Origin of the sequence: Lutimaribacter degradans (assembly GCF_023703375.1) — a bacterium.
In the GTDB taxonomy this organism is placed as follows: domain Bacteria; phylum Pseudomonadota; class Alphaproteobacteria; order Rhodobacterales; family Rhodobacteraceae; genus Lutimaribacter; species Lutimaribacter degradans.
Genome location: NZ_JAMQGO010000002.1, coordinates 47945 through 64711 on the forward strand (window position 1 = coordinate 47945; position 16767 = coordinate 64711).

The 16767-nt window shown below is 62.4% G+C and carries 16 protein-coding genes; 10 read left to right on the forward strand and 6 right to left on the reverse strand.

Features of this window, described 5'->3' with window-relative positions; all coding sequences use genetic code 11:
- Positions 1–12 precede the first annotated feature (12 nt).
- The 9 genes from M8744_RS04680 (at position 13) to M8744_RS04720 (ending at position 9862) form a co-directional block, all read left to right on the forward strand.
- Entirely contained in the window at positions 13–735 is a 723-nt protein-coding gene (locus M8744_RS04680) for a transporter substrate-binding domain-containing protein (RefSeq protein ID WP_251410240.1), read from the forward strand.
- A gap of 176 nt (positions 736–911) precedes the next feature.
- A complete protein-coding gene (locus tag M8744_RS04685; RefSeq protein WP_256474111.1) occupies positions 912–1718 on the forward strand; it encodes an ABC transporter permease in 807 nt (268 codons plus the stop codon).
- A gap of 91 nt (positions 1719–1809) precedes the next feature.
- Entirely contained in the window at positions 1810–2616 is an 807-nt protein-coding gene (locus tag M8744_RS04690) for an ABC transporter permease (RefSeq protein WP_251410243.1), read from the forward strand.
- 96 nt (positions 2617–2712) lie between these two features.
- Complete coding sequence (locus tag M8744_RS04695; RefSeq protein ID WP_251410246.1) at positions 2713–4062, forward strand: glutamine synthetase family protein; 1350 nt, start codon at positions 2713–2715, stop codon at positions 4060–4062.
- Positions 4063–4127: 65 nt separating this feature from the next.
- The gene (locus M8744_RS04700) at positions 4128–4823 is read left to right on the forward strand and encodes a type 1 glutamine amidotransferase (RefSeq protein WP_251410250.1); all 696 of its coding nucleotides are present in this window, start codon (positions 4128–4130) and stop codon (positions 4821–4823) included.
- Positions 4820–6178: a glutamine synthetase family protein gene (locus M8744_RS04705; protein WP_251410253.1), complete on the forward strand. Its 1359-nt coding sequence runs from the start codon at positions 4820–4822 to the stop codon at positions 6176–6178. Before M8744_RS04700 ends, M8744_RS04705 begins: the two co-directional genes overlap by 4 nt.
- A gap of 92 nt (positions 6179–6270) precedes the next feature.
- The gene (locus M8744_RS04710) at positions 6271–7575 is read left to right on the forward strand and encodes an NAD(P)/FAD-dependent oxidoreductase (protein WP_251410255.1); all 1305 of its coding nucleotides are present in this window, start codon (positions 6271–6273) and stop codon (positions 7573–7575) included.
- Positions 7576–7699: 124 nt separating this feature from the next.
- A complete protein-coding gene (locus M8744_RS04715) occupies positions 7700–8899 on the forward strand; it encodes a DegT/DnrJ/EryC1/StrS family aminotransferase (RefSeq protein ID WP_251410258.1) in 1200 nt (399 codons plus the stop codon).
- 60 nt (positions 8900–8959) lie between these two features.
- A complete protein-coding gene (locus M8744_RS04720) occupies positions 8960–9862 on the forward strand; it encodes an aminotransferase class IV (RefSeq protein WP_251410261.1) in 903 nt (300 codons plus the stop codon).
- A 48-nt stretch (positions 9863–9910) separates the two neighbouring features.
- On the opposite strand, the gene M8744_RS04725 is transcribed toward M8744_RS04720, so the two are convergent.
- The 4 genes from M8744_RS04725 to M8744_RS04740 all read right to left on the reverse strand — a co-directional run bounded on the left by M8744_RS04725 (position 9911) and on the right by M8744_RS04740 (position 13976).
- Positions 9911–10876, reverse strand: coding sequence for a LysR family transcriptional regulator (locus M8744_RS04725; RefSeq protein ID WP_251410264.1), 966 nt, complete (start codon positions 10874–10876; stop codon positions 9911–9913).
- A 6-nt stretch (positions 10877–10882) separates the two neighbouring features.
- The gene (phaR, locus tag M8744_RS04730) at positions 10883–11452 is read right to left on the reverse strand and encodes a polyhydroxyalkanoate synthesis repressor PhaR (RefSeq protein WP_251410266.1); all 570 of its coding nucleotides are present in this window, start codon (positions 11450–11452) and stop codon (positions 10883–10885) included.
- 136 nt (positions 11453–11588) lie between these two features.
- A complete protein-coding gene (locus tag M8744_RS04735; protein ID WP_251410269.1) occupies positions 11589–12035 on the reverse strand; it encodes a phasin family protein in 447 nt (148 codons plus the stop codon).
- A gap of 135 nt (positions 12036–12170) precedes the next feature.
- Positions 12171–13976, reverse strand: a complete 1806-nt coding sequence (locus M8744_RS04740) for a PHA/PHB synthase family protein (protein ID WP_251410272.1) — start codon at positions 13974–13976, stop codon at positions 12171–12173.
- Between the two features lie 115 nt (positions 13977–14091).
- On the opposite strand from M8744_RS04740, the gene phaZ reads away from it, so the two are divergent.
- Positions 14092–15369 (forward strand): polyhydroxyalkanoate depolymerase, encoded by a 1278-nt coding sequence (gene phaZ / locus M8744_RS04745; protein ID WP_251410275.1) that lies wholly within the window; start codon positions 14092–14094, stop codon positions 15367–15369.
- 33 nt (positions 15370–15402) lie between these two features.
- Here phaZ and M8744_RS04750 read toward each other — a convergent pair whose 3' ends face one another.
- On the reverse strand, positions 15403–16395 hold the full coding sequence (locus M8744_RS04750; RefSeq protein WP_251410278.1) for a YcjF family protein: 993 nt from the start codon (positions 16393–16395) through the stop codon (positions 15403–15405).
- Complete coding sequence (locus M8744_RS04755; protein ID WP_251410280.1) at positions 16392–16715, reverse strand: GNAT family N-acetyltransferase; 324 nt, start codon at positions 16713–16715, stop codon at positions 16392–16394. Before M8744_RS04755 ends, M8744_RS04750 begins: the two co-directional genes overlap by 4 nt.
- Between the last annotated feature and the right edge of the window lie 52 nt (positions 16716–16767).

Sequence of the window (16767 nt, forward strand, 5' to 3'; positions counted from 1 at the left end):
AGGGAGAGAACCATGAAAAAACTGATCCTGACCACAGCCTCGCTGGCACTTTTTGCCAGCATGGCCGCCGCTGGCAGCCACTCCGTGACCCGACTGGGCACCGAGGGCGCTTACCCCCCGTGGAACTTCATCAATGACGCCGGCGAAATCGACGGGTTCGAACGCGAACTGGGCGACGAACTGTGCGCGCGCGCCGAACTGACCTGTGAATGGGTGACGAACGACTGGGATTCGATCATTCCCAACCTCGTATCGGGCAACTACGACGTGATCATTGCCGGCATGTCGATCACGCCCGAGCGCCAGGAACAGATCGACTTTACCCAGAACTACACCCAGCCCGACCCCTCGGCCTATCTGGCCACCTCGGCAGATGTCGATGTCGAGGGCGCGGTGATCGCCGCACAATCTACGACGATCCAGGCGGCCTTCGTGGCCGAACAGGGCTGGACCCTGCTGGAATTCGCCACGCCCGAGGAAACCATCTCCGCGGTGCGCAACGGCGAGGCCGACGCGGTTCTGGCTGACAAATCCTACCTGGTGCCGGTCGCCGAGGAAGACCCCGACATGGTCTTGCTCGAGCGTGAAGAGCTGATCGGTGGCGGTGTGGGCCTTGGCCTGCGCAAGTCCGACACGGAACTGCGGGAAACCTTCAACGCTGCCATCCAGTCGATGAAGGACGATGGCAGCCTGAACGCGCTGATCGAAAAGTGGGAAATCGGCGAAACCTTCTGATCCACGCGTGGGGGTGGGCGCTGTGCCCGCCTCTTCGCAAGCCAAACTGATGGGGTGGGCAGCTTGCCCACCCTGACCGAGCATCCTGGGGCCCTGACATTTTCAGCTATTGCGCCAATCCCGAAACGCTGGAAGGCCTGCGTTGGCTGTCGTGTTACCTCACGACGGGCAAGCACATGGCGTTCTACTGGTCGTTTGGAACGGTGCTGCTGCTTTTGGCGATCACGGCGCCCGCCGCCCTAATGTTCGGCTTTGCCGGCGCCTCGGCCGCGCGTTCGCGCTTCGCGCCGCTCTCCTGGCTGGGCAAGGGCTATATCGCCATCGTGCGCGGTGTGCCCGATATCGCCTTCTTCCTCTTTTTCGTCATCGCGCTGGACCAGGGGTTCGAATACCTGCGCCACCAATGGATGTGCCCCGACTGGGACCAACCGATCCGGCAAGGTAATGATTTCATCGTGTGCCAGCAGGCCAAGCTGCCATTGGGCAATTCGCCGCAGATCTGGCACGAGGTCTACGGGTTCTTGCTGGCCGTTCTGACATTCGCCATCGTGTTCGGCGCCTTTGCCGCGAACGTGCTGTTCGGCGCGATGCGCGCCGTGCCGCAGCCACAGCTTGAAACCGCCGCCGCCTATGGGCTGAGCCCGCGCCAGACCTTTTGGCGTATCCTTGTGCCGCAAATGTGGGTCTACGCCTTGCCCGGTCTGGGCAATCTCTGGATGGTGCTGATCAAGGCCACGCCGCTGTTGTTCCTGCTGGGGGTGGAGGATATCGTTTACTGGGCACGTGATCTGGGCGGCACCAAAACCGCGCGTTTCACCGATTACCCGCATGGCGATTGGCGCATGTGGTATTTCGGCGCTCTTCTGGTCTTTTACCTGATGTTCACCAGGGTTTCGGAAATCTTCCTGGATCGGGTCATGAAGAAACTGACCCACGGCCAGGCCACGATGGGCGGTGAAGCCCAGCGAAAGGCCGCCGTATGACCAAGCACCACACCCAGGCCGCCCCACGGCATTCACAATCCTTCGCCACGCAATCGCACGCATGCGGGCGCATCTCGGCGGGGGCGGTGACATGAGCTGTTGGGAAACCGTTGCCGATTACGGCCTGCGCAGCCTTGGCATCGGCGAGCGCCTGCTGCCGCGTGACAATTTCACCCTGTGCCAACAGGTCGTGCTGATCGGGTCGGGCATGATCTGGAACATCTATTTCGGTGTGCTTGCGCTGGCCTCGGGGTTCTTGCTGGCCGTCGCGTTGGCAACGGGCAAGGCCGCGCGCAGTTGGCCAGTCCGCAAACTGTCGGAATGGATGATCTTCGTGTTTCGAGGCTCGCCCCTCTTCATCCAGTTCTTCTTTGCCTATTTCCTGTTCCTGTCGCTGAAGAACGTGCTGCCCTTTTTCGGGCCGCTGACAAGCGCCTGGGCGGGGGCGCTTGTCGTCTTGTTCCTGAACACCGCCGCCTATTCAGGCGAAATCTTTTACGGCGCGCTGCTGTCGGTGCCCAAGGGCGAGATGGAGGCCGCCGATGCCTATGGCTTTTCCGGCTGGAAAAAGTTTCGCAAGATCACCTTTCCCACCATGCTGCGACTGGCCTGGCCTGCCTATACGAACGAGGCGATATTTCTGTTTCACGCCACGACGCTTGTGTTTTTCAGCGGCTTTCCGGCGCGCGGGCAACAGGGCGATGCGCTGTATTACGCAAGCTACTTTGCCGACAAGACGTTCAACCCCTTCGTGCCCTATCCGATCCTGGCGCTTTATTTCATCGCGTTTACGCTGGTGATCACCGCGGTCTTCGGGTTGATGAACCGGCGACTGAACCGGCACCTGCCACAAGACCAGCGCCGCCGCCTGAAATTTCGTCCAAACCTTTTGCGCTGATGCACCGCGCCAGACGGATTGGCGCGAATTACCTTGATTTCCAGGCGGCCGGGACGCTATCCAATATTTGATCAAATTATCTCTACGGCTTTCAAGATGACCACGCATTCGCCCAAAGACTGGCTGGCCGCACACCCGCAAGTGCGTACCATCCGCGTTGCCGCCTCGGACCTGAACGGTCAGGCACGCGGCAAACGCATCCCTACCCGTTTCGCCAACAAGGTGGTCGAGGATGGCACGCGCTTTCCGCTTTCGGCGCTGAACCTGGATATCTGGGGCGAGGATATCGACGACAGCCCGCTGGTGTTCGAAACCGGCGACGCCGATGGCGTGCTGCGCCCGACCGAGCGTGGCTTCATGCCGATGCCCTGGTTGTCGGCCCCCACCGGCCTGTTGCCGATCTGGATGTTTCACGACGATGGCCGCCCCTTCGACGGAGACCCGCGCCACGCGCTGCGCGCGGTGGTCGACCGCTACAAGGCGCGCGGCCTGACGCCTGTGGTCGCGGTCGAGTTGGAGTTCTTCCTGATCGACGACAGCGGAAAATCGCTTCAAGTGCCGATCAGCCCGCGCTCGGGCAAGCGGCGCAAGGCCGCCGAGATCCTGTCAATCCGGGCCCTTGATGCCTTCGATGAGTTCTTTACCGATCTCTACGACGCCTGCGAAGCAATGGACATTCCCGCAGACACGGCGATTTCCGAGGCCGGGCTGGGACAGTTCGAAATCAACATGATGCACCAGGACGACGCGCTGCGCGCCGCCGATGATGCGTGGCTGTTCAAGATGCTCGTCAAGGGCCTGGCGCGGCGGCATGGCTTTGCCGCCTCGTTCATGGCCAAACCCTATGAGGATTACGCCGGCAGCGGCCTGCACGTTCATTTCTCGGTGCTTGACCAAGACGGCAACAACATCTTCGACGATGGCGGGCCCAAGGGGACCGACGCGCTGCGCCATGCCATCGCGGGCTGTCTTGACGCCATGCCCGGCTCGATGCTGGTGTTTGCGCCACATGCCAACAGCTATGATCGGCTGGTGCCGGAAAACCACGCGCCGACCGGCATTGGCTGGGCCTATGAAAACCGCACCGCGGCCATCCGCGTACCGGCCGGAAACCCGGCCGCGCGCCGCATCGAACACCGCGTGGCCGGAGGCGACGTGAACCCGTATCTGCATCTGGCCGCCGTGCTGGGCGCGGCCCTGACGGGAATTGAGGACGGCACCGAACCGCCCGCCCCCGTCACCGGCAATGCCTATGCGCTGGACCTGCCGCAGGTGCCCAACACCTGGCCCGAGGCGATCACCAGTTTTGAAAGCTGCGACCGCATCAAGCGAATATTCGCGCCCATGCTTATACAGAACCTGCTTCTGACCAAGCGGCAGGAAATGCATTACATGGCCGAACTGACCCCGCAGGAACAAGCGGAAATATACCTAGACACGGTGTAGGGCGGGCCTTGCCCGCCTGCCCGGCCCCACGTTACCCTTACCGCACCCAACCCAATTGGTGATCCATGAAAATCGGCATCCTGCAAACCGGCCACGCCCCTGACCAGATCAGGGAATCGGTGGGCGACTACAAGGATATGTTCCACACCTTGCTGGCGCGCCACGGCTTTGACTTTGAAACATGGAACGTCGTCGATGGCGACTTTCCCGACGGGCCTGCGGCCGCCGACGGCTGGCTTGTCACAGGCTCGAAACACGGCGCCTACGAGGACCACCCCTGGATACCGCCGCTGGAAGCGCTCATCCGGTCGACCCGTGACAGTGGCCGCCCGTTGGTGGGCGTATGTTTCGGCCACCAGATCATCGCACAGGCGCTTGGCGGCCGGGTGGTGAAATTCCCCGGCGGCTGGGCCACCGGCGCGCAGGTCTATGAAATGGCGGAGGGCGGGCAGATGACGCTGAACGCCTGGCACCAGGATCAGGTGGTCGCGTTGCCGCCGGACGCAAGGGTGATCGCGCATAACGATTTCTGCGCCAACGCGGCGCTGGCCATCGGTGACAACATCCTGACCGTGCAGGCCCACCCGGAATTTGGCCGTGAGGTGATAGACGGGTTGTTGACCCACCGCGCCAAGGGCCTGGTTCCCGCAGACCAGATCGCCGCCACGCGCGCGGCGCTCGACACCCCGACCGAAGGCTCGGAATTCGGCAATCGCATGGCCGAATTCTTTCGCCGGGTCGCCCAGGAGGACGCGGCATGAGCGATTGGACAGATACCCTTCCCGACGCTGCACGCGCCTATCTTGAAGGCCGCCGGCTGGACGAGGTCGAATGCATCATCTCCGACCTGCCGGGCATCGCGCGCGGCAAGGCCGTGCCCGCCAGCAAGTTCGGCCGGATGGAATATTTCCACCTGCCCGACAGCATCTTCTACCAGACGATCACGGGCGATTGGGGCGATGCCGCGGGGGCCGAGGGCTTTATCGAGCGCGACATGATGCTGTATCCCGACATGTCCACGGCCAGCGCCGCGCCCTGGACCGCCGACTGGACATTGCAGGTGATCCACGACGCCTTTGATCGCAAGGGCGCGCCGATCCCGTTTTCGCCGCGCAACGTGCTCAAACGCGTGGTGGCGTTGTACGAGGCCCAAGGCTGGCGGCCGGTGATCGCCCCCGAGATGGAGTTCTACCTGGTCGCCCGCAACCTGGACCCGGCGAAAAAGATCGAGCCTATGATGGGCCGTTCGGGGCGCCCCGCGGCCGCGCGACAGGCCTATTCGATGTCTGCCGTCGACGAATTCGGCCCCGTCATCGACGATATCTATGACTTTGCCGAGGCGCAGGGATTCGAGATCGACGGCATCACCCAAGAGGGCGGCGCGGGCCAGTTGGAAATCAACCTGCGTCACGGCGACCCGGTGAAACTGGCCGACGAGGTCTTCTTTTTCAAACGCCTGATCCGCGAGGCCGCGCTGCGCCACGACTGTTTCGCCACCTTCATGGCCAAGCCGATCGAGGATGAGCCGGGCAGCGCCATGCATATCCACCATTCGGTTCTGGATATCGAGACCGGGCAGAACATCTTTTCCGGTCCGCAAGGCGGCGAAACCGATGCGTTTTTCAACTTCCTGGGTGGCATGCAGAAACACCTGCCCTCGAGCATCGCGGTCCTGGCGCCTTACGTGAACAGCTATCGCCGCTACGTGCGGGACCATGCCGCGCCGATCAACCTGTCATGGGGGCGCGACAACCGCACCACCGGGCTGCGCGTACCGCTGTCGACGCCCGAAAGCCGCAGGATCGAAAACCGCCTGGCCGGGATGGATTGCAACCCTTACCTCGGCATCGCCGCCAGCCTTGCCTGCGGCTACCTGGGCCTGATGAACGAGGAATGGCCCGACAAGCAGTTCAAGGGCGACGCTTATGAACGCGAAGAGGATATTCCCCGCGTTCTGGGGCAGGCGCTGGACCTGTTCGAAACCGCGAAAGAGATGCATGACGTGCTGGGCGAGGAGTTCGCGCGCGTCTACGGCATCGTGAAAAGAACCGAGTACGAAGAGTTCCTGCAAGTGATTTCGCCCTGGGAACGTGAACACCTGCTGATGAACGTCTGACCGTCGCCGCCGAAACCCTGCCGCAGGGTTTCGGCGCGCTTTCCTGGAAAAAGAAAGCGCGGCAAGCGGTTGGCACTGATGGGAAGGCCGTGATGGATCTGCTTTTTTCCAATGACCGCAAGGGAGCATACCCCCAAAGCTGGTATGCCGCCACCGCCCACGAGGCGCCCGAACATCCCGGGCTGCAGGGCGAGGTAAAGGCCGATGTCTGCGTGGTGGGCGCGGGGTTTACCGGGCTTTCAACGGCGTTGCACCTGGCCCAGCGCGGGGTCGACGTCGTTCTGCTCGATGCACATCGCGTGGGGTTTGGCGCCTCGGGGCGCAATGGCGGACAGTTGGGCAGCGGCCAACGGCAGGACCAGAAGGCCCTGATCCAGATGATGGGGCGCGATGATGCGCGTCACCTTTGGCTGCTGGCGGAAGAGGCAAAGCAACTCGTGCGCGGGCTGATCGACACGCATGGCATCGACTGCGACTACCGGCCCGGCGTCGCCTGGACCGCCTTCAGCGAGGCCGAAACGCGCGAGATGCACGGCTATGCCGATCTGCTGGAACGCGAATACGGCTATACCCAGATTGAACGTCTGGATGGCGATGCCTGCCATGCGCTGTGCCCCTCTCCCGCCTACAAGGGCGGCATCCTGGACATGGGTGCCGGCCACCTGCACCCGTTGAATTTCGCACTGGGCCTGGCTCGTGCGGCCAAGGCGGCCGGCGTGCGCATCCATGAACGCACCCATGTCCATTCTGTTGAAGATGGCCGCCCAGCCACCGTGCGCTGCGACCATGGGTTGGTGCGGGCCGAAACGGTCGTGCTGGCCGGCAATGGATACCTGGGCGGGCTCAACCGCAAGGTGGCCGCACGGGTCATGCCGATCAACAATTTCGTCGTGGCGACCGAGCCCTTGGGTGACCGCGCGGCCGAGGTGCTGACACGCGACGTCGCGGTGGCCGACAGCAAGTTCGTGGTCAATTACTTTCGCCTCAGCCATGACAAGCGGTTGCTGTTCGGCGGCGGCGAAAGCTATGGCTACCGCTTTCCCGATGATATCGCCGCCAAGGTGCGCAAACCGTTGCAGGAGATATTTCCCCACTTGACGGACGTGCGGATCGACCATGCCTGGGGCGGCACCCTTGCAATCACGATGAAGCGCCTGCCCTACCTGTCGCGCGTGGGCGACAGCATCCTGAGTTCGTCGGGCTATTCGGGCCATGGCGTGGGCACGGCAACCCATGCCGGGCTACTGATGGCGAAGGCCATTCTTGGCCAGGGCGCCGGGTTCGACATGATGGCACGATTGCCTGCGCCGCGCTTTCCGGGTGGGCCGGCCTTTCGCAGCCCCCTGCTGGCGCTGGCTATGACATGGTTTGCCCTGCGCGACCGGCTGGGCGTCTAGGCCAACCCAACCTTGCATCACCTTGCGACTTCCTGCCCGGCTTGGCGGCGCGGGCAGCGGGGGCTTGTTTTTTTGCGCAAGTCATTTAGAAAACCTGAAAAGAACATTCAGGAAAGTCGAAAGCATGTCGCTTGCCCCCAATGTCTACGACGCCGAACCCATCCCTGCCGCCGCCCGCGCCGAGATCGAGCGCTTGCTGCAATCGGGTGACCTGTTCCGCTATACTGCGCCCGAGGATGCGCCGGTTTCGCTGTTGGAACATGAATTCGCCGCTATGTTGGGCGCGAAATACGCGCTTGCGGTGTCGTCTTGTTCGGCGGCGTTGTTCCTGTCGCTCAAGGCGCTGAACCTGCCGCGCGATGCCAAGGTTCTGATCCCGGCCTTTACCTTTGCCGCGGTGCCCTCGTCTATCGTGCATGCCGATTGCATTCCGCTCTTGTGCGAGGTGGGTGACAATTACCGAATCGACCTTGACGATTTTCACGCCAAGATCGGCCAGGCCGACGCGGTGATGATCAGTCACATGCGCGGCCATACCAGCGATATGGATGCCATCATGGAGGCTGCCGCGCAGCACGGCCTGCCGGTGATCGAGGATGCCGCCCATTCCCTGGGCACCACCTGGCGCGGGCGGAATATCGGCACCATCGGCAAGATCGGATGTTTCAGCTTTCAATCCTACAAGCTGTTGAACAGCGGTGAGGGCGGTATTCTGATCACGGATGACCCTGATATCCTGGCCCGGGCCGTCATCATGTCGGGCGCCTATGAACACAACTGGCGCAAGCACGGCACCGACCCAGAACTGGATGCCGCTTTTGCCCGGCATCAGAACCAGCTTCCGCTTTACAATCTGCGGCTGGGTAACCTGTCTGCGGCGGTGGTGCGCGCGCAGTTGGCCGAGGTCGCGCGCCGCGTGCGTGACGGGCGGCGCAACCACGATCACGTGGCAACCCAGCTGAACCTGAGTCCGTGGATCGAGGTGCCCGACAAGCTGCCCCGCGAAGAACGCGCACCGGATTCGATCCAGTTCAACCTTTGCGGCATGGACGAGGGCGAGATTCGCGCTTTTGCCGATGCGGCCGCCGCACGCGGCGTCAAGGTGCAGGTGTTCGGGCTGAGCAAGGACAACGCGCGCGCCTATTGGAACTGGCAATTCCTGGCCGATCTGCCCGACCTGCCCCGGACTCGTGCGATGCTGATGCGCGCCTGCGACGTGCGCCTGCCCGCCCGCCTGACGCTTGAAGACTGCGATTTCGTGGCCGATGCGCTGATCCGCGCGGCACAGGACATCAAGGGCAACCTGCGCGCCACCGGAACCTGACGCCGACGCTTGCCAAGCCGCGCCCTGCCCCCCATCCTGCCCCGAAAACAGGAGGGCAAGATGGCGGATTTATCCAAGGGCGCGGCGTGGATGGCAGGGGAAATACGACCGATTTCCGAGGCCACGATCGGGGTAACGGATTGGGGCCTGACCCATTCCGATATCACCTATGACGTGGTGCCGGTCTGGAAGGGCGGATTTTTCCGGCTCGATGATTACCTCGATCGTTTCCTCGAAAGCCTGGCGGCAACGCGGCTTGATCCAGGGCTGACGCGTGCGCAAATAGCTCAGGCACTGAGTGACATGATGGCCGCCAGCGGCTTGCAAGACGCCTATTGCGCCATGGTCTGCGCGCGCGGCACGCCGCTGATCCCCGGCACCCGCGACCCGCGTGAATGTGGCAACCATTTCTACGCCTGGTGCGTGCCTTACGTTCACGTCATCCCCTTTGACGTGGCCGAGAAGGGCGCCAGCGCGCTGATCCCTGACAGCCCCCGCCGCATCCCCGAAACCAGCGTGAACCCGCGCGCCAAGAATTATCACTGGGGCGATTTCACCGAAGGGCTGTTCCAGGCCAAGGAAGGCGGTTTCGACACCGTGATCCTGCTGGATCATGCGGGCAACGTGACCGAGGGGCCGGGTTTCAACGTTTTCGCGGTCAAGGACCAACGCCTGATCACCAGCGGGCACGGGGTTCTGGGCGGTATCACCCGGCGAACGGTGATGGAAATGGCAGCCGAGCAAGGCATGATGCCCGAGGAACGGCCATTGCCGCTGGACGAGTTTCTGCAAGCCGACGAGGTATTCCTGTCATCGTCGGGCGGGGGTGTGACACCCTTGGTGCGCGTGGGCGACCGGGTATTCGCCAATGGCGCACCCGGCCCGGTCGCGCGCCGGCTACGCCAGACCTATTTCGACTGGCTGGAGGCGCCGCAGTTTCGAACAGAAATCACCTATGGTTAGACGGGAAAGGCGCGGTACAGGGTCTTGAAACTGGGCCGCGCTTGGGCCTCAATGCATGGTCAACACGTCTTCCATGAAGGGGTAAGCGGCCACTGCCGGTTCGATCACCACTTCTTTCAGTAGCGGTTTCAACTCGTCCGCGACACGGGCCGGCATGTCCTGCAAGATGCCCTTGCGCGCGGTCAGGGTGATCGTGCGCGACAACGGCGCAAAGGGCAGAGGCAGCACATCCAGTTGATCGGCGAAACGCCGCGCCCGCATCAGCGCAAGCGGTGTCAGGATCGTCCAGCCTGCCCCCTGCCCCACCATGGCCAGGATCGCGTGGTAACTGTCCAGTTCGAACCGGGGCGACAAGGTCAGGTTCTGGCGTGCCAGGTGCGCGGTCAGCAGCCGGCCCATGTGATGCCGGGTGGTGTATTGCACCAGCGGCAGCGCCTTGAGTTGGGCCAGAACATCGCCACCGGGGGCCACGGTGCCACGGGGCGCGGCCACGACGAAGCCCTCGGTCAGGATCGGGTGCAGCTCCATCCAGTCGGCTTCGGCGCCCATCTCGGCGGCCACGATCATGTCGAGCGCACGAGCATCCAGCAGGTCTTGCAGATAGTGGCTTGCGCCGGTTTCCAGCAGGAACTGGCACCCCTTCAGATCACCGGCCAACCGCGTCAGCAGGCGGGGTGTCACGTCGGCCTCGAAATCCTCGATCATGCCCAGGCGAAACCGCGTGAGGTTGGACATGTCACCCATGGCCAGCTCGGCCCGCGCCAGCGCGGCCTCGTTGAGGATGTTACCGGCTCGGCGGCGGAACACCTCGCCCGCCGGGGTCAACAGAACCGGGCGTGTGTTGCGGTGCAACAACGTGGTGCCGATCGCGCTTTCCAGGTTGGTCAATTGCTGGCTGATCGTCGAGGGGCTGGCATCCAGACGCCGTGCCGCAGCCGAGATGCTGCCTTCTTCCGCGGTGGCGACAAACACCTCGACGCCCCAAAGCGTGATCCGGCCGGGGCTGTCCACCATCGGGCGTTACTTGTCCATCTTCGACAGTTTGGCTTGCAACTCGGCCAGTTGCCGCTTGATGTCATCAAGGTTGTCATCGCCCGATGGGCGCGCGTCGGCACGGCTTTCATCGCCCGTTTCATTGCCGGGCCATTGTGGCGGCATACCGCTTGTCATCGCCTTGAGAAACGCCTGTTGTTGCGCCTGCATCGCCTCGAACCCGGGCATTTGCGCCATCGGGTGCACCTTGGCCATGTTTTTCATCATCTTCGACTGGCCATCGCGCAGCATCTCGAATGACGCCTGCAGGAATTGCGGCACCATCGAATTGGCCTGATCGGTGTAAGAGCGCACGAGGTCGGTCAACACGTTGACTGGCAGCATGGTTTCACCGCGGCTTTCATGTTCGGCGATGATTTGCAGCAGGTATTGGCGCGTAAGGTCGTCACCCGATTTCAGATCGACGATCTGAACCTCGCGCCCTTCGCGGATGAAGCCGGCGATATCTTCAAGCGTCACGTAATCGCTGGTCTCGGTGTTGTAGAGCCGGCGGCTTGCATAGCGCTTGATCAGCAACGGTTTCTTGTCTTCGGCCACTGGCAGTCCCTCCGATGCAGCAATGCAGCGGAACACTAGGACAGGCCGAAGCAAAAAGAAAGGGCGGGCAAATTGCCCGCCCGTAACCTGCATACCGAGGGAGGAGGAGTGGATGCAGATTATGTCACCCGGCGCCTTACTTGGCGGCGGTGGCCTTCTTGGCCGCCGTGGTGGCGTCCTTTGTCATCTTCTGAACGTTGGCCGAAGCTTCTTCGGTCATGTCCTTGCCGGCGGCCATCATCAGTTCGACGGTGTCCATCTGAACCTTCTTGGCGATTTCGGCGAAAGCGGCCATGTTCTCGGCGGCGACTTCAGCCTGGGCCGACGCGAAATCGGTCATTGCCTTGGCGTAATCCGCAGGCTCGGTTTTCGCCTTGGACATCTCTGCCACCTTGGCCAGCGTGTCCTTGGTCCATTTGGCTGAAATTTCCGATGACTTTTCAACGGCTTCCAGCGTCACGCCGGTCAGCTTTTCGTTCAGCGTGGCCTGCGTCTTGAACGCGTCTTCCATCGCCTTGGTGTCAACGGGGAATGCGCCCATCATGTCTTTCATCATCGCGGTGTAATCTTGGGTCTTAGCCATGGTCTTGATCCTTTGCGTTTGCAGTGCACCGGGTCAGTCCCGGCCGTGTCTTTACGCAACGAATATGCATGCTGCAGCGCAGCATTTCAAGTTTTTTCGCTGCATTGCAGCAAAATTTTGCCTACCCTAGGTAAATCAACGGTTTTCAGAACGCCGCACGTAGGTGCCCGGCGCCGGGCAAAGCGGCGGATGGGTCGAATCACCCGGTTCGCGCGCGGGCACCATCTTGCCCGACCTGCGCGCCAACCACTTGCCCCAGCGCGGCCACCACGACCCTCCGTGGAACTTGGCGCCATCCAGCCAATCATCGGCTGAAAGGGTCATGTCGGTATTGGTGTAATGGCCATATTTCTTTTTGCTGGGCGGGTTCACGATGCCCGCGATATGGCCTGATTGCGCAACGATGAAGGTACGGTCTTTCGACCCGAATTTCTGCGCCCCGCGATAGCTGTCTTTCCACGGCGCGATGTGATCGTTTTCGCTGGCGACGAAACAACAGGGCAGTTCCACGTCCTCGACCGCCAGCCGCTCGTGGCACATTTCGATTCCGCCCTCGACGAATTCGTTTCGCTGGCAAAGGCCGCGCAGGTATTCCACCGCCATGCGCCCCGGAAGGTTCGTGCCGTCACCGTTCCAATACAGCAGGTCAAAGGCGGGGGGCGTTTCTCCCAGCATGTAAGAGCGGATCGCGGGGCCATAGATCAGGTCGTTCGACCGCAGGAAACTGAAGGTGCGCGACAGGATGAAACTGCGCAGATACCCCTGTTCGCGTACCTCCTGCTCGATCCCGTCTATGAAATCGTCTTGCAGGAAGGGCGTAAATTCACCCTGGTCGGAAAAATCGGTGAGCGTGGTAAAGAAGGTGGCCGACTTCACCGACTTGTCCCCGCGGCGTTTCAGCAGCGCCAACACCATCGACAGCGTGCTGCCCGCGATGCAGTAACCGACGGCGTTCACCTGCTTTTGCCCGGTGATCGTCTTGATCTCGCGGAAGGCGGCCAGGTAACCGTCTTCGATGTAATCCTCCATACCGACATCGCGATAGGTCGCATCCGGGTTGACCCAACTGACCACGAACAGGGTAAAGCCTTGTTCGGTGATCCACTTTATCAGGCTGTTCTGCTCTTTCAGGTCGAGGATATAATATTTGTTGATCCATGGCGGAAAGATCACCAGCGGCGTCGCATGGACCTGGTCGGTCGCGGGCGAGAACTGGATCAATTCCATCATGCGGTTGCGATAAACGACCTGTCCCGGCGTGGTGGCGATGTTCTCGCCCAGGCGAAAGGCGTTTTCATCCGAAAGCCGCACCAGCATTTCACCGTTATTTGCCTCGAGATCGGAGACAAGGTTCTCAAGCCCCTTCACCAGGCTATCGCCATCTGTTTCGATCGCGCGTTCGAGCGCGTCGGGGTTGGTCGGCAGGAAATTGGTGGGCGCCATCATGTCGATGATCTGGTTCGAGAAATATTCAAGCCGCCTGCGTTCTTTCGGCTCAAGGTCGTCGGCGGCGGAAACCGCATCGCGGATCGCCTGCGCGTTCAGCATGTACTGCTGCTTGACGTAATTAAAATACGGGTGCTTTTGCCACAACGGGTTGGCAAAGCGCCGGTCGCTGGGCGTTTCATCCTCGGGGGCTTCCAGCTTGCCCTGGGCCAGCGCCTGTTGCGCCTCGAGGAAATGCTTGACCGACTTGCCCCAGTATTCCACCTGGCTTTCGAAGATGCGCGCAGGGTTTTGCATTATTTCTTGCCAATAGGATTGCGTGGCCTTCACCAGCAGGTCCGACCCCGGCGCGTTCAGCGTGGGGTTGGCCTGGTTTCGGCGCGACACGGCCGCAACCAGGCGTTGCGACAACTCTTCGACCTTCGCAAGATTGCTGTTGAGCCGTTCGAGATTTTCGGCTGTGGCCTTGTCCGCGACATCGTCTTTAGTTGTCATATTCAGTTTTTCCTCGTATCTTCGCTGCTATGCAGCATGACGATCGCCAGCACGGAGGAGCAGCGCGACCGACATCGAACCGGGGCGATCCGCCCTTAGAAAGGAAAGACCGCTTATGCGCTACATGGCCACCTATGACCTGATGGAATCGATGCGCAATACCAATCAATGGCTGGGTGCCTCCGCCCTGTCCTTTGCATCGTATCCGCTTTTTTCGATGGTGCCAAACCCTGCGCTGCAATGGTTGGCAGCTTGGGGCGAGGTGACGGAACGCACGTTCCAGCGCATGGTGGCCAAACCCGACTGGGGTATTCGCACCTTCACCTGCGAGGACGGCAAGGACCACTTGGTCAACATCGAAACAGTGGTCGAACGCCCCTTCGGCAACCTGTTGCATTTCAATGTCGCCGGGCGCGAGGAACAGCCGCGCAAGGTGCTGCTGGTGGCGCCGATGTCGGGGCATTACGCCACGCTTCTGCGCTCGACCGTGAAATCGCTGATCGTCGACAACGAGGTGTATATCACCGACTGGCATAACGCGCGCGACATCTCCGTGTCCGAAGGCAAGTTCGATGTCGAGGATTACACGCTTTACCTTGTCGATTTCATGAAGGAAATGGGCCCCGACACCCATGTGATCGCCGTGTGCCAACCCGCACCGCTGGCACTGGCCGCCACCGCCTACCTGGCCGAGGAAGAGCCCGACGCCCAACCCCGCACGCTGACGCTGATCGGTGGCCCGATCGACCCCGACGCCACGCCCACCGACGTGACCGATTTCGGCAACCGGGTCACGATGGGCCAGCTCGAGGAAATGATGATCCAGCGCGTCGGTTTCAAATACAAGGGCGTGGGCCGCATGGTCTATCCCGGCCTGCTGCAACTGGCGTCTTTCATCTCGATGAACGCCGACCGCCATTCCGAGGCATTCCAGAACCAGATCGCACGGGTGATGCGTGAAGAGGCGTCGGAACATGACGCGCATAACCGCTTTTACGACGAGTACCTGGCGGTGATGGACATGACGGCCGAGTTCTACCTTTCCACCGTCGAGCGCATCTTCAAGGAGCGCGAGATCGCGCGCAACGTCTTTACCGTGGCGGGCAAACGCGTCGATATCGGCAAGATCACCAATGTGGCCGTCAAGACGGTCGAAGGCGCGAATGACGACATCTCGGCCCCCGGCCAATGCGTGGCGGCGCTTGATCTGTGCACCGGCCTGCCAGACAGCATGAAAGCCAGCCATGTCGAACCGGGCGCAGGCCATTACGGCATCTTTGCCGGCAAAAGCTGGCGCAACAACATCCGGCCGCTGGTGCTGGAATTCATGAACGCCAACAGCCCCGCCCCGGCCAAGAAAAAGCCCGCGAACAAGAACGCCGCCGCCCGCTGAGCGGTATGCGCGCAGGTGGGGCCGGCAGCGCGTTCAGCCGCCGAACAACCCCGCCAGGGCACGTTTCACCGTGCCCGACACCGAGGGACGCGCCGCGCGGCCAAAGGGCAGCGGGCGGCAGACCTCCATTGCGGCGATGCCCACCCGCGCGGTCAACGCGCCATTCACGATCCCCTCGCCAAAGCGGCGCGACAGTTTCGACAGCACGTTACCGCCCGCGACCGAACTTATCAGGTCATCGCCCACCGCCACGGCGCCGGTGGCCACAAGGTGCGTCATCACCGCCCGCGTCAATCGCCATGACCCCAGAACGCCCGACCGACCACCATAAATTTCGGCGATCCGGCGGATCATGCGCAAGTTGGCGCTCAATGCCACGGCCACATCGGCCAGTGCCAGCGGCACGATCGCGGTGACGGTGGCAACCTGCCGCGCGGCCGCCTCGACCTGGACGCGTGCGGCGGCGTCCAGCGGTGCCAGCATCTCGGCCTCGGTCAGGGCGAAAAGCGCGTTGGCATCGAACTGTTCATCCCTGCGATCGGTAAACCGCGCGCGATTCCAATCCAGCTCCGGCCGGCGAGCATAAAGCCGCTCAAGCTCGGCCACGACTGCGCGCGCCTTGGGCAGCGATGCCTCGGACAACGCGGCCTCGGCCCGGCCTTGCAGCTTGTCCATGCGGGCAAGCCGGGCAAAGGCAGCCATTTCACGCAGCCCCGCCAGCAGCGCCACCAGCACCAATGCCCCGATAAGCACCGTGACGGCATAGCCCAGCAACGGCATCCGCGCGATCAGGCCGGTGGCGAAATCCCACGCCGCGACGGAAAGTACCGCCCCCAGTACCGCCAGCAAAAGCCCCCAGAACCAGCGCGCCAACCACGACGGGCGACGCGCGCCCAGCGTCGCTACGGTCTTCATGGCGCGGCCTTGCGGCGGGGGCAGATCCGGGTCGGGCACCGGCGGCGCAGCATCGGGTCCCGGCGCGGAATCGTCGTCCTCAAGATCAATCAGAACCGGGCCATTGGTCATGTCGCAGCCTCCTTTTGCCAGGCCAGGTGGATGTCAGGCAGGCCGCCATCGTTGCCCAGCCCCATTCCGCGCGCCACCTCGACGAAACCATGCGCGGCGTAAAAGCGCCGGGCCGGCAGGTTGTCGCGCAGCGTCCATAGCTCCAACTGCGGGTGGCATGCCTTGGCATCGGCCAAAAGCATGCTGCCATAGCCCCGGCCCTGCCCCCGCGGGTGCACGTAAAGCGCCAGGATGATCGAACCGTTGCGCGCGATGAACCCGACCGGGCGGCGCCCGAGCTGAATGACACGTATCGCGCGCTGCCGGATCAACCGAAACATCAACGCCGCATCGGTTCGGCGCGGCCGGTCAGAGGCATCCTCGTGCGCCCAT

Bases quoted from the DNA above. Each gene is read 5' to 3' on its own strand.
- M8744_RS04680 (WP_251410240.1), top strand. From the start codon at position 13: ATGAAAAAACTGATCCTGACCACAGCCTCGCTGGCACTTTTTGCCAGC.
- M8744_RS04685 (WP_256474111.1), top strand. From the start codon at position 912: ATGGCGTTCTACTGGTCGTTTGGAACGGTGCTGCTGCTTTTGGCGATC.
- M8744_RS04690 (WP_251410243.1), top strand. From the start codon at position 1,810: ATGAGCTGTTGGGAAACCGTTGCCGATTACGGCCTGCGCAGCCTTGGC.
- M8744_RS04695 (WP_251410246.1), top strand. From the start codon at position 2,713: ATGACCACGCATTCGCCCAAAGACTGGCTGGCCGCACACCCGCAAGTG.
- M8744_RS04700 (WP_251410250.1), top strand. From the start codon at position 4,128: ATGAAAATCGGCATCCTGCAAACCGGCCACGCCCCTGACCAGATCAGG.
- M8744_RS04705 (WP_251410253.1), top strand. From the start codon at position 4,820: ATGAGCGATTGGACAGATACCCTTCCCGACGCTGCACGCGCCTATCTT.
- M8744_RS04710 (WP_251410255.1), top strand. From the start codon at position 6,271: ATGGATCTGCTTTTTTCCAATGACCGCAAGGGAGCATACCCCCAAAGC.
- M8744_RS04715 (WP_251410258.1), top strand. From the start codon at position 7,700: ATGTCGCTTGCCCCCAATGTCTACGACGCCGAACCCATCCCTGCCGCC.
- M8744_RS04720 (WP_251410261.1), top strand. From the start codon at position 8,960: ATGGCGGATTTATCCAAGGGCGCGGCGTGGATGGCAGGGGAAATACGA.
- M8744_RS04725 (WP_251410264.1), bottom strand. From the start codon at position 10,876: ATGGTGGACAGCCCCGGCCGGATCACGCTTTGGGGCGTCGAGGTGTTT.
- M8744_RS04735 (WP_251410269.1), bottom strand. From the start codon at position 12,035: ATGGCTAAGACCCAAGATTACACCGCGATGATGAAAGACATGATGGGC.
- M8744_RS04740 (WP_251410272.1), bottom strand. From the start codon at position 13,976: ATGACAACTAAAGACGATGTCGCGGACAAGGCCACAGCCGAAAATCTC.
- phaZ (WP_251410275.1), top strand. From the start codon at position 14,092: ATGCGCTACATGGCCACCTATGACCTGATGGAATCGATGCGCAATACC.
- M8744_RS04750 (WP_251410278.1), bottom strand. From the start codon at position 16,395: ATGACCAATGGCCCGGTTCTGATTGATCTTGAGGACGACGATTCCGCG.
- M8744_RS04755 (WP_251410280.1), bottom strand. From the start codon at position 16,715: ATGTTTCGGTTGATCCGGCAGCGCGCGATACGTGTCATTCAGCTCGGG.